At 69.0% G+C, this 12,616-nt stretch carries 9 protein-coding genes; 7 read left to right on the top strand and 2 right to left on the bottom strand.

The window, feature by feature from the left end; all coding sequences use genetic code 11:
- Positions 1–97: 97 nt before the first annotated feature.
- The gene (locus ACSMXV_RS32480) at positions 98–2,641 is read right to left on the bottom strand and encodes a polysaccharide lyase family 8 super-sandwich domain-containing protein (protein ID WP_473174704.1); all 2,544 of its coding nucleotides are present in this window, start codon (positions 2,639–2,641) and stop codon (positions 98–100) included.
- A gap of 102 nt (positions 2,642–2,743) precedes the next feature.
- Between ACSMXV_RS32480 and ACSMXV_RS32475 the strand changes: the two genes are divergently transcribed.
- Positions 2,744–3,082: a hypothetical protein gene (locus tag ACSMXV_RS32475; protein WP_473174703.1), complete on the top strand. Its 339-nt coding sequence runs from the start codon at positions 2,744–2,746 to the stop codon at positions 3,080–3,082.
- Here ACSMXV_RS32475 and ACSMXV_RS32470 read toward each other — a convergent pair.
- Positions 3,013–4,338: a radical SAM protein gene (locus tag ACSMXV_RS32470; RefSeq protein WP_473174702.1), complete on the bottom strand. Its 1,326-nt coding sequence runs from the start codon at positions 4,336–4,338 to the stop codon at positions 3,013–3,015. The two genes, ACSMXV_RS32475 and ACSMXV_RS32470, sit on opposite strands and share 70 nt — an antisense overlap.
- A 330-nt stretch (positions 4,339–4,668) precedes the next feature.
- On the opposite strand from ACSMXV_RS32470, the gene ACSMXV_RS32465 reads away from it, so the two are divergent.
- The 6 genes from ACSMXV_RS32465 to ACSMXV_RS32440 all read left to right on the top strand — a co-directional run bounded on the left by ACSMXV_RS32465 (position 4,669) and on the right by ACSMXV_RS32440 (position 12,590).
- Positions 4,669–5,922, top strand: coding sequence for an FAD-binding protein (locus ACSMXV_RS32465; RefSeq protein WP_473174701.1), 1,254 nt, complete (start codon positions 4,669–4,671; stop codon positions 5,920–5,922).
- Between the two features lie 177 nt (positions 5,923–6,099).
- Positions 6,100–7,386: an ROK family transcriptional regulator gene (locus ACSMXV_RS32460; protein WP_473174700.1), complete on the top strand. Its 1,287-nt coding sequence runs from the start codon at positions 6,100–6,102 to the stop codon at positions 7,384–7,386.
- 17 nt (positions 7,387–7,403) lie between these two features.
- Entirely contained in the window at positions 7,404–9,275 is a 1,872-nt protein-coding gene (locus ACSMXV_RS32455; protein WP_473174699.1) for a glycoside hydrolase, read from the top strand.
- A gap of 174 nt (positions 9,276–9,449) precedes the next feature.
- Positions 9,450–10,712: an ABC transporter substrate-binding protein gene (locus ACSMXV_RS32450; RefSeq protein ID WP_473174698.1), complete on the top strand. Its 1,263-nt coding sequence runs from the start codon at positions 9,450–9,452 to the stop codon at positions 10,710–10,712.
- 22 nt (positions 10,713–10,734) lie between these two features.
- Positions 10,735–11,700, top strand: a complete 966-nt coding sequence (locus ACSMXV_RS32445; protein ID WP_473174697.1) for a carbohydrate ABC transporter permease — start codon at positions 10,735–10,737, stop codon at positions 11,698–11,700.
- On the top strand, positions 11,697–12,590 hold the full coding sequence (locus tag ACSMXV_RS32440) for a carbohydrate ABC transporter permease (protein WP_473174696.1): 894 nt from the start codon (positions 11,697–11,699) through the stop codon (positions 12,588–12,590). The genes ACSMXV_RS32445 and ACSMXV_RS32440 overlap by 4 nt, the downstream gene beginning before the upstream one ends.
- The last annotated feature ends 26 nt before the right edge of the window (positions 12,591–12,616 follow it).

Here is a 12,616-nt window from a genome sequence, read left to right as displayed (position 1 = left end):
CTGTGGCGGCGTTCCACTCTGCACAGCGCCTCCGGGGGACGTCCGTCCCCGTCCGTCCCCCGGAGGCGACTCCCTCTCAACGGACGCCGGGCAGAGGCTAGCCGCGCAACGTCACCATGAAGCTCCGGCCGTACGCCTGGCGCGTGTCGAACTCCAGCCGGGTGCCGCCCGGGACAGGGCTCACCCGTACGCCGTCGTCCGACGCGACCTCCCGCAGCGACCGGCCGCGGAGCAGGACGGTCACCGTGTCCCGGTCCATGGTCGGGTCGGACACGGCGACGGCGGTCAGCCCGCCGCGCTCGCGCTGCACCAGCACCGAGGCAGGCCCGTCGATGCGCATCCCGGCGGCCTCGTGGCGGCCGGATGTGAAGGTGTTGGCGACCGTCAGGCCGAGGCCGGTATGGGTGACGGCCTGCAGGCGGGCGGTGTTCGCCAGGACCTTCAGCGGCCCGTCAGCGTACGAGCGCAGGCGGGCCTCGTCGGCGTTCGGCACCAACGCGTAGGCCAGCGCGGCGGGTTCGGCCCCGGACGGCTGGTCGACGGTGATGCCGAAGACGCCTCGTGTCACCGCCGTGTCCGGGTTCGACGTACGGACGACCCGGCGGCTGCGGGTCACCGTGTCCAGGGCGACCCTCACCTGCGGGGTGTCAAGGAAGACATAGCCGACGGCGGTCCCCTGCGTGGCGTTGGCGTAGCGCAGCCACTGAAGGTCACCGGTGCCCGTGCCCCTCCAGGGCCGGCCGTCGCGGAGTGAGCCGGTGACAGTGACCTGATCGTCGGGTGCGGCGGTACGGGCGTCGACCGTCGTGGTCACGGCCCGCCCGGCGCTGTCGCCGACGTCCGCCGCGAGCACCACGATCTCGTCGTCGAGCAGGAACCACGACTTCGTCGCCGTCGCATTGCGGTAGACCACGAAGTCGTCCGGCAGCAGGCCCGCCCCCTTGTCGCGGTAGGGCACATCGTCGGACTGCACCCACCCGGCCGCTCCGTACGCCCCGAGGACGGCGCCACCCGAGTGCCGGTTGGTGCCGCGCGGGAAGTAGACGTACGTGTTCTGCGACGCGGACGACGACGTGAAGTTCAGCGGGTGGCCGGGGTTGTCGTAGTACGGCTTCCCGTACAGCTCGGGGATCGTGCGCCGCTGCTCGACCGGCGCGGTCACACCGGCGAGGCCGTATGGCGAGACCGTGGTGAAGTAGTCGACGCCGTATGCCTGGGTCTGGTCCTGTCCGGAGAGGTAGAGGTAGTACGCGCCGTCGCCCTGGAACCACGGCATGAGGTTCTCGCCGCTCATGTACTCGTATCTGCTGATGCGTTCGGAGCTGCGTGCGAGCGCGAAGGCGTACCCCGGTCTGCGGTGCACCGTCTTGTCCATCGCGTTGAGGGCGACGCTGCGCGCGGCGGGGTTGAGGTCCCCGGGCGGGACGGTGGCGTCGCCGGTGATGTCGGCGTAGCGGACGATACTGACCGGGGAGACGAAGCCGGCCGGATCGAGGGCGGTGCGCGAGGTCGACCGGATGTGCTTGACGTAGCTCTTCAGGGCGGTGGCGTCGGCGCCGCTCGCGAGCGAGGAGAGGTCGGTGACGGCCTCGACGACCGCAGCGACGTCGGTGTAGCCGGTGTCCGTCCGTGACACCGTCCTTCCCTTGACGATCTCCATCATCCAGCCCTCGAAGATCAGCGGCGCGAAGCCGTTCTTCACCCAGCCGTACACGGTGGGCACCAGCTCCTCGCCGTGCGCGAACCCCGTACCGTCGAGGATCTTGAGGGTCTGGACGACACGGACCAGCAGGCCCTTGCCGTAGGAGCCGGTGTAGGCGACGGAGGAGTGCTGGATGAAGGAGCCGTCGGCGTAATAGCCGTCCGTGACACCGTGTTTGAGGTGGTACGGGTCGATGGTCGCGAAGACCGTCAGCTGGTCGGTCAGGGCCTTGCGGATGCGCGCTTCGTCGGCGAGGAGCGCGCCCTGCAGGATCCGGTTGGTGGTGATGTCGGCGAGGTTGGCGCCGGTGTGGAAGCGCGAGTCGAGGTTCACGTCGCCGTCGATGCCGTTGCGGAGGTAGGCGTCCATCGAGGCGACGTAGGTGCGTACGAGGTCCGGGCGGTACGCCTGCACCTGGTCGGAGAGGAGCGCCAGGGTCTTGCTGATGTGCTGGGAGATACCGATCTCCCAGTGGAACCAGTTGCCGTAGTAGCCCTTGGACTGGTCGCCGTAGTAGCGCTCGTGCAGCCAGACGAGACCGTCGATGACGCGCCGCTGCACGGCGGTGTTCTCGTACAGGTCCGATAAGGCGGCGCCCGGTGTGCGGGTCGCGAGGGCGATCTCGTACAGCCGTCGGAAGGCGGTGTTGAGGTTGGCCTCGTTGGTGCCGAGCACCAGACCGGCGAACAGTTCGCCCACGCCGGCGGCGTCCATGGACTGCAGGTTCGTTCGCGCGGCCTTGTCGATGGCGGCGAGTTTGGCGGCCGTCTCCGGCCGGGCGTTGGACTCGGCGGTCCCGGCGAAGACCGCCACGGTGTTGGCGAGAAGACGTGCGCTGCCCGCGGCGGCGGCCACGGCGCTCGCAGGCCGCATGGGGATCACCGTCAGGAGACCGGCGGCCGACAGGGCGGACAACAGGCGTCTGCGGGTGATCTCCATGGCGTCCTCCACCGGTGAAGGGGCGTTCTGGCGGGCGGAGTCAAGCAGATACGCCGATCACCGACAAGGGTGCGTGGCACGTCCGGGCGATGCCGCCGACCGATGGACGGGCGGAGTCGGCGCGGCACGCCCGAACGCCGCAGCGGCGAAGCTCCGCGGGCTGCCGCCGTCCGGTGGTCGGCTACGGTCGGCAACCTGCTGACGGGCGCCGCACTGGACGCGTCCCGCGCGGCGGGGCTTCCGGCCCTGCCCTGGTTCGTGCTGTTGGCGCTCGGCATCGCGTGCGCGGGGTACGTGCACGGCCTGCACCGCAGCGGCCACTCCCCCGCACGCACGTCCGGAACCCGTCGCCGTTCAGCCCCCGGCACCGCTCAGGCCGAGATGCTGTCCATGAACGAGCTCACCGAGAACACCGCGCGCCCCGGCCCGGCAGGGCCGTAGCCGGGCGGGGAGGTCAGTCCGTACTCCGCCATCGTCGCGGCGTACGCCTCCAGCAGGCGGATGTGGTACTCGAGCGGGGCACCCTGCGGGTTGGCCTTGCCCAGCGGGGTCGTCGGCTCGGGGCACCAGGTGGTGAACCGGGGCGTGATGCCGTGCGACATGAAGAAGCGCAGGCCCTCGGTGGTGGAGGCGATGGCCTCGTCGACCGTGGTGAAGCCGAACGGCTCGGCCATCTCCACGCCCGCCACGAAGTTGGGGATGACGTTGCGGGGGCCGAAGACCTCGGCGGAGTCCAGGATGCGGCGGTGCCATTCGTCGCGGCCGACGTAGCGCTCCTTGCCCGGGCAGTACAGCTCGAACAGGCGGCGGTCCCACACCTCGTAGTTCGGGTGGTAGATCTGCACGCCGTAGTCCTTGAAGCGCTGCACGTCGGCCTTGGGCAGGGCCTGGGCGACGACCTTGCCGATCCAGCGGCCGGGGAAGCGCTCCTCGATGGCCTTGGCGTAGTGCCCGTAGAAGTCGGCCTCGTCACGCCCGCCGATGTGGGACGTGACGGCGCCTCCGGTGAGGGTGTACGCGGTGGATGCCTTGGCCGTGTCGTACTTGTCGATGATGGCCAGCGCCTCCAGGACCTCCTCCACCGGCTTCACACCGGTGTAGGGGCGGCCGGCCGCCTTGTGCTGGCGCCAGTTGTGGTTGATGTCGCAGTACTGGCACTCCTCCTTGGCGCCGAAGTACTGGCAGACGCGGAAGACCGTCAGATAGACGAGGTAGCCCCACTGGATGGTGGGGGCCACCTCCATCACGGACTTGCCGTTCTCGAGGGTGTGCCGGTAGTAGTCCGGCATCGGCGGCAGACCGACGTCGGCGATCCGCGTTCCGTCGAGGTAGAGACTGAGCACGCCGTCCTCGTCGGCCGCGACGCGGTACGGCGAGGCCGGGTTCACGCGTACGGACACGACGGTGCGGCGCAGCTCGTACGGCCCGCCGGTGAGCACGATCTCCTCGGGCGGGCGACGCAGGGCTGCGGCCCCGAGTTCGGGAAGGGTGCCGTGGTCGAAGGAGAAGATGAAGTACGACTTCGGCTTGACGTCGCCGGACGCCTCGTTGGCCGTGTCGCTGAGCGCGGACTCGTCGAAGGCGATGCCGCCGCGGAGGAGGTCCTCCTTGAACACGGCCTCCCGGGGGACGTGCGGGAACCGGTCCAGCAGGTCCTCCACCAGCGCGGTGCGGGTTTCGGCGGTACGGCTGCCCATGGCTCTCCTCAGCTCGTGAGTCCCCGTTGCTCGTCTCCACGTTATGCCTGAGCGAGATCTGTTCCCCACCCCGCCCCTTCCCGTAACCAGGGGGCCAGCCCCCTGGACCCCCGGTCCTCAATCGCCGGACGGGCTGAAATTCAGCCCGTCTGGGGGCACCTCCCAGCGTTAGCTGGGGGAGATTGAGGACGAGCCCGTCAGGGCGACTGGGGGTCTGGGGGCGAAGCCCCCGGCAGGGTCCAGGGGCTGGCCCCTGGTTACGGGAAGGGGCGGGGTGGGGGACCATACAACCTTGATCACGCAGCAACGCCCCAGGGAGGGACACCAGGGATGGCAGAGAACTGGGCCGGCAACATCACCTTCACGCCGAGCGAGGTGCATTACCCCGGCTCCCTCGACGAGCTGCGCACCCTGGTGGCCGGCAGCCGGAAGGTGCGGGTACTGGGCAGCGGCCACTCCTTCAACCGCATAGCGGACAGCGAGGACGTCCTGCTGTCGCTCGCCGCCCTGCCCCCGTCCGTCGACGTCGACACAGCGGCCCGCACGGTCCGCGTGGCGGGCGGTGTGCGCTACGCGGAGCTGGCCCGGCGTGTCCACGAGCACGGTCTGGCGCTGCACAACATGGCCTCGCTGCCCCACATCTCGGTTGCGGGCTCGGTCGCGACCGGCACCCATGGCTCCGGGAACGCGAACGGCAGCCTCGCATCGGCGGTGCGCGAGGTGGAGATCGTCACGGCCGACGGCTCGACGGTGACCGTCCGCCGGGGCGAGGACCGTTTCGGCGGGGCGGTGGTCGCGCTCGGCGCGCTGGGCGTGGTGACGGCGTTGACGCTCGACCTGGAGCCCGGCTTCGACGTGAGCCAGCGGGTGTTCACGGATCTGCCACTCGCCGGGCTCGACTACGAGGCGGTGGCCTCGGCCGCGTACAGCGTGAGTCTCTTCACGGACTGGCGTGCGTCGCGCTTCACGCAGGTGTGGCTGAAGCAGCGCGCCGACGCGCCGGTCCCCGACTTCCCGTGGGCCGCGCCCGCCACCGAACCCATGCACCCCGTGCCGGGCATGCCCGCCGCCAACTGCACGCAGCAGTTCGGTGTGCCCGGCCCGTGGCACGAGCGGCTGCCGCACTTCCGCGCCGACTTCATGCCCAGTAGCGGCGCCGAGCTGCAGTCGGAGTACCTCCTCGCGCGTTCCGACGCGCTCGCCGCCCTGCAGGCGCTGGACGCCGTCCGGGAGACGATCGCGCCGGTCCTGCAGATCTGCGAGGTGCGCACGGTCGCGGCCGACGACCAGTGGCTGAGCCCGGCGTACGGACGCGACACGGTGGCCCTGCACTTCACCTGGGTGAAGGACACCGCGTCCGTGCTGCCCGTGGTCACGCTGGTCGAGGACCGGCTGGCGCCGTTCGCGCCGCGGCCGCACTGGGGCAAGGTGTTCACGACCTCACCCGCCGTCCTGCGGCAGCGCTATCCGCGTATGTCAGAATTCGTCGCGCTCGCGGAGGCGCTGGATCCGGCAGGCACGTTCCGCAACCCCTTCGTACGCCAGGTGCTGGCGGGCCGCGCGGAACGGCCGGAGCGGATCTGAGAAGCGCCGGGACAGCCCTGGAGAATCGCCGGTCCGTCCGGCCGCCGTTCAGCGCATCGCTGCCGGGCGCACCGGACGCGACTTTCTCCAGCCCCTTTCCTAACCCCTTGTCGAAAGTCCGGGCAGGCCATAGCCTTGCGCCTCGCCAGGGATCAGAGGGACGGAGGGGACAGTCCGGTGGGGAAACGCACGTCCCGGGACATACGCACGGCGAACCGCTATGAGGTGCTGCGCCAGATCATCGCCGCATCGCCCACGTCGCGGCAGGAGTTGGCGGCCGCGACGGGCCTGAGTCTGGCGACGGTGGCCACGCTCGTCGGGGAGCTGCTGGAGCTCGGGATGCTCACCGAGGTCGGGTTCGAGGACTCGGCGGGCGGGCGTCCGCGCGGGCTCGTCGCCGTCAACGCGTCGGGGGGCGCGTTGATCGGCGTCGACATCGCCGAGACGTACGTCAGGGTCGAGCTGTTCGATCTGGCGCTGAACGTGCTGGCGCGCGCGGACGAGGACCTGCGCCCCGGTGAGAACCGCCCCGAGCAGGTGGTCGGCCATGTCGCCGCCGCCGTCGGCTCGGTGGTCGCGCAGGCGGGTGTGGCGGGCGCCAGGGTCCTCGGCGTCGGCATCAGCGTGCCCGGCCAGGTGGACCGCGAGGGCGGCGTCTCGGCCTACGCACCGAACTGGGACTGGCACGACGTGCCACTCCTGGACATGCTGGCCGCCCACGTCGCGTATCCCCTGCATCTGGACAATCCGCTGCACGCGTGCACCGTGGCCGAGCTGTGGTTCGGCGCCGCACGCGGGCGCGGCGACGCGGTGGTGGTCAACCTCGGTACGGGTGTGGGCGCCGGTCTCGCGCTGGGGGGCGAGCTGCACCGGGGCACCAGCAACAGCGCCGGAGAGTGGGGCCACACCACACTGGTGCTGGACGGCCGGCTGTGCCACTGCGGCAACAGCGGCTGTGTGGAGACATATGTCGGGGCGCCCGGCATCATGCTCAATCTGCGGGAGCTGAGCCCGGGAAGTCCGCTGCTGCACCCCGAGGACCAGACGGAGACGATCAACGCCCTGGCGCGCGCGGTCGCCGAGCAGGACCCGGTGGCGGTCAAGGCCGTGCAGAACACCGCCCGTTATCTCGGGGCGGGCATCTCCGACCTGGTCAACCTGCTCAATCCGGAAGTGATCGTCCTCAGCAGCTGGGTCGCGTCCGCACTCGGCGAGCCGCTGCTCGCCGAGGTGCGCGAGGCGGTCGCCCGGCACGCGTTGAAGCGACCGCTGGCCGTCACCGAGATCGTCCTCTCCCCCATTCCCACCGACCCGGTGTGCCTCGGCGCGGCCACCTTCGCGCTGGAAGGGGCGCTGTCCTCCGTGGGCCAGAAGCCCGGGAGCCAGCCCCAGTCGAAGTCCACGGGCGGCAGGCCCGCCCGTCGCGCCACCCCCGCAAGGAGCCGTACAGCACCGCCTTCGTGACGACGGAAGGGATGCACATGTCGCGCACCACCCCCCGAACCCAGAGCCGCATACACCCGGGCAGCAGACGCCCGCTCCTGGCGGTGGCCCTGGCCGCCGCACTCACCGCCGCCGGGGCCCTGGCCTCGGCACCGTCCGCGGGAGCCGCGGACTCCGCCCCCGCTGAAGTCTCCCCCCATGCCGCGCAGACCATCGACAACATCGGCGCATCGGGCGCCTGGTGGGTCAACGACCTGCAGCACTTCTCGCCCGCCGTACAGGCCCGGGTCGCGGGGCTCCTGTTCTCCGAGGACGGCCTGGACCTCAGCTCCTACCGCTACAACATCGGCGGTGGCGGCACGGCGGTGACCACGCCGTCGCGCGCCCCGGAGGACTTCCGGAACGACGACGGTTCGTACGACTGGAGCAGGGACAAGGGCGGCCGCACGTTCCTGAACTACGCGGCCAGGTACGGCGTCCAGGACCTGATCGCCTTCGTGAACTCCGCGCCGGCCGAATGGAAGACCAACGGCAAGAGCTGCGGCGGCTATCTGAAGGCGGAGAACACCGAGGACTTCGCCAAGTACATCGCGGATGTGACCGACCACTTCGCCGAGCTCGGCCAGAAGTTCGACTACATCAGCCCCTTCAACGAGCCGACCAACAGCTTCGACTCCTGCGGCCAGGAGGGCATGCTGGTCCCGGTCGACCAGCGCGACGACATCGTGCGCGCGCTGGGCGCCGAGCGGCAGGCGCGCGCCCAGAAGACCGGCATCATCGCCGACGAGTCCACCAGCACGGTCAAGTTCAACGAAGAGGTCCCGCAATGGATCTCGCAGCCGGGCACGGCCCAGTACGTCGACAAGCTGGCCCACCACACGTACGACAACCCCAGTGACGCCAACCGGGCGAAGGTCTACGAGACGTCCCAGGCGGCGGGCATCGAGTCCTGGTCCACCGAGATCTGCTGCTTCGGCAAGGGCGGTACCGGCTGGGCGCAGGAGTACGACCCCACCATCGACGGCGGCCTGAACATCTCGCGGATCGTCTACAAGGACTTCGCGACCGCACACGACTCGGCGTTCCAGTGGTGGGTCGCGCTCTCCGAGATGATCGGCAGCGACCCGTACGCGAAGAACGACCAGGGCTGGAACGACGGGCTGATCTACTACGACCCCGACTACGCGACGAACGGCAACCAGACGCTGTACATGACGAAGCGTTACTACGCCCTCGGCCAGTACAGCAAGTTCGTGAAGCCGGGCTCCGTCGCGCACAACGTGACGGGCGTGCCGAGCGGCGTCGAGGTCAGCGCGTACGACCAGAAGGGCAAGTGGGTCGTGGTGGTCAACAACCACAACACGACGGACACACCGCTGGACCTGCACTTCAACAGCGACACCCCGCTGAAGGCCACGCAGGGCGCCCGGACCTCGGCCACCGAGAACTGGGCGCCCACCGCACTGCCCTCCGTGACCGACGCGACGGCCTCCACCACACTCGCCGCCCGCTCCATCACCACGTACGTCTTCGACCAGAGCGGCGGCGCGACCACCGCGGTCACGGGCGCCTGGCAGGGCAAGCAGTCCGGCAAGTGCCTCACGGCGAACGCCTCGGGAGCCGCCATAGCCACCTGCACGGGTGATGCGGCGCAGTCCTGGTCGTACGACTCCGCCGGCACGCTGAAGGGCGCGGGCGGCTGCCTGACGGCGGCCGGCTCAGGCCTTGCCACCGCCGACTGCACGGGCAGCGCTCAACAGCGGTGGCTCCTCAATGCCAACGGCCAGATCGTGAGCGAGAGCTCCGGCAAGTGCCTGGACGTCAGCGGTCAGGCGACCGCCGAGGGCAGCAAAGTCGTCGTCTACACCTGCAACGGCGGGGCCAACCAGGCCTGGTCAAGGCAGAGCTGACGCCGTAGGGCGGGCCGCTGGTGCGGCGGCCCGCCCCACCCGCCGTTCGGTATCCCGAACCCGAAACAACGCTTCGAGCAGACTTCGTTCAACCCCTTGCCGAAGCCTTAGCCGAAGGTTAACGTCCCGCACCGCAACGCCATCTGAGCCGCCTTCGAGACAAGGACGTCAGCCATGTCGGCAATGAGCAGCAACTTGAACCGCCGATCAGTACTCCGGGCCGCCATGGGCCTGGCCGCCACCGGCGGGCTGGCCGCGTGCGGCAGCAACACCGGTCGCGGTGGTGGTTCCGGTTCGGGTGTCAACCTGGTGCAGTACTTCCACGCGTACGGCGAGGCCGGCACCGAGCAGGCCATCAAGAAGTACGCGGCCGCCTACGACAAGGCGAAGGTGACCACCCAGTGGATCACGGGCACCAACTTCGAGAGCAAGCTGTTCTCCGCCCTGCTCACCGACAACGCGCCCGACGTGTTCGAGTTCCACCCGCAGATCCAGCTCATCAAGAGCGGTCAGGTGGCGGACCTCACCGACCTCATCGAGCCGGTCAAGGACGACTTCAACCAGGCCGACATCGCCTCGCACACCATCGACGGGAAGATATGGGGCGTCCGCATGATCGACGACCCGCAGTTCTTCTACTACCGCAAGTCCATGCTGGAGAAGGCGGGCATCGAGCCGCCCACCACGCTGGACGAGCTGGTCGAGGCCGCCGACAAGCTCACCACCGACAAGGTCAAGGGCGTCTTCCTCGGCAACTCGGTCACCCCGGTCATGAACCCCCTGATCTGGTCGACCGGCGCCAACACCCTCGACGACAAGAACCAGATCGCGTACCACACCGACGACGTCGCCGCGGGCCTGAAGAAACTGCGCGCCATGTTCAAGGAGGGCCACCTGCTGCTGGACGCCCCCGCCGACTGGTGGGACCCGTCCGCGATCACGCAGGGCCTGGTCGCCATCCAGTGGTGCGGCATGTGGGCCATGCCGGTGATCCAGAAGGCGCTCGGCGACGACGTGGGCATCTTCCCGTTCCCCACCTCCGCGGACGGTGGCAAGCCCGCGGTGACCAACGGCGGCTGGTCGATGTTCGTCAACGCCAAGTCGAAGCACCTCGACGAGGCCAAGGAGTACGTGAAGTGGCTCTGGATCGACCAGAAGGAGTACCAGGAGGACTGGTCGCTCTCCTACGGCTTCCACATCCCGCCGCGCACCTCGCTCGCCGAGTCCGCCGACAAGCTGAAGTCGGGTCTGGCCGCCGAGGGCGTCAAGCTCTTCAACGAGTACGGCAACTTCGACAACCCGGCCTGGACGCAGGCCATGATCGTCGCCCTCGAGGGTGTCATCGCCGACTCCGTGCGCAAGGGCGGTGACCCGGAGGCCGCGCTCGACAAGGCCGACAAGACGGTGAACCGCGAGCTCAAGAAGCTGTTCGGATAGGTCGACGGGCGGACTCAACGACATGTCGACCACCACCACACGCGGTGTCGCCAAGGGCCGTGCCGCCGAGGAGACCCCCGCGGTCCCCCGGCGGCGCGGTGTCCGCGGGCGCACCCTCAACTTCTGGCTGTTCACCGGCCCCTTCCTGATCGGGCTGGCGGTCTTCGTCTACATCCCGATCGGCTGGAGCGCGTACCTGTCCTTCTTCGAGGCGCGCTACACGGTCACACCCAGCACGTTCGTCGGCTTCGACAACTACGCGTACATGCTGACGAACGACAAGTTCACCGACGCCCTCGTCACCTTCACCGTCTTCGCGGCCATCGTCGTGCCCATCACCTGGGCGCTGTCGCTGGGCCTGGCGCTGATGGTGCACCGGATCCGCTTCATGAAGGCGTTCTTCCGGTCGGTGTTCTTCCTGCCGACAGCGGTCAGCTTCGTGGCCGCCTCGCTGATCTGGAAGATGTCCATCTTCAGCGGGGTCCGCTTCGGCCTCGCCAACACCGTGCTCAGCTGGTTCGGCATCGACAACATCGCGTGGCTGGCCAACCCCGACCCACCCTGGTACTGGCTGGTCATCCTGACCGTACGCCTGTGGCTGCAGGCCGGTTTCTACATGATCCTGTTCCTGGCGGCCCTGCAGAACATCCCGCAGGAGCTGTACGAGGCGGCCGCCATCGACGGCGCCAAGCCGGGCTGGCAGACTCTCCGGTTCGTCACGCTGCCGCAACTGCGCGCCACCTCGACCGCCGTGATCCTGCTGCTGCTCGTCGCCGCCTACCAGGCCTTCGACGAGTTCTTCAACCTTCTCGCCAAGACCACCTGGGGCCGTCCGCCACTGGTCGAGCTGTACTACACGGCCCTCGGCGAGAACCAGGACTACGGCGCCGGCAGCGCGGGCGCGATGATCCTGACCCTGCTGATCTGCGTCGTCACCCTGCTCCAGGGCAAGATCATGGGCTTCGGAAGGGGTGAGGAGTCGAAATGACCACCACGGCACCTCCGATCAAGGACACCGGTTCCCCCATCCCGAAGGCCCGCAAGGTGAGGCGCGGCAGCGTCGTCAGTTCCGCCGGGCTCTACTTCGCCACCGGCATCGCGGCCTTTCTCTTCCTCGTCCCCTTCTACCTGATCGTCCGCAACGCCCTGTCCACGGACGCGGAGATCACCGGCGAGAACTGGAAGTTCTTCCCCACCGACATCCAGTGGGGCAACTTCAGCGAGCTGTTCGACGACCCGACGGTCCCGTACGCCACGTCCTTGTGGAACTCCGCGGTCGTCGGCGTGCTGCACACGGTCGGCACCCTGCTCGTGTGTTCCCTCGCCGGGTACGGCCTGGCACGCATCCCGTACAGGCACGCCGACAAGATCTTCTACGTGGTGCTGGTGACCCTCATGGTCCCGGCCGCCGTGACCTTCGTCCCGAGCTTCGTGCTGGTCTCGTCGCTCGGCTGGGTGTCGAGCTTTCGCGGGCTCATCATCCCGGGGCTGTTCAGCGGTTTCACGTGCTTCCTCTTCCGCCAGTACTTCCTCGGATTCCCCAAGGAGCTGGAGGAGGCGGCCCGTGTGGACGGGCTCAGCTACTGGGGCGCGTACTGGCGCGTCGTCGTGCCCAACTCGCTGAACTTCTTCGCCGCCATCGCGACCATCACCTTCATCAGCGGCTGGAACGCGTTCCTGTGGCCGCTGGTGATCGGCCAGGACCAGGAGGCGTGGACGGTACAGGTGGCCCTGTCGTCGTACATGACCAACCAGACCGTCAACTTCCACCTGATCTTCATGGCCACGGCCGTATCCATCCTGCCTCTGGTGCTCGTCTTCCTGTTCCTCCAGCGCTGGCTGGTGCAGGGAGTCGCACAGACCGGCATCAAGGGCTGACCGAGCAACCTACGGAGACCCAGAAC

It is taken from the genome of Streptomyces sp. DSM 42067 (assembly GCF_055792885.1).
This window is presented reverse-complemented; position numbering and strand designations above follow the sequence as displayed.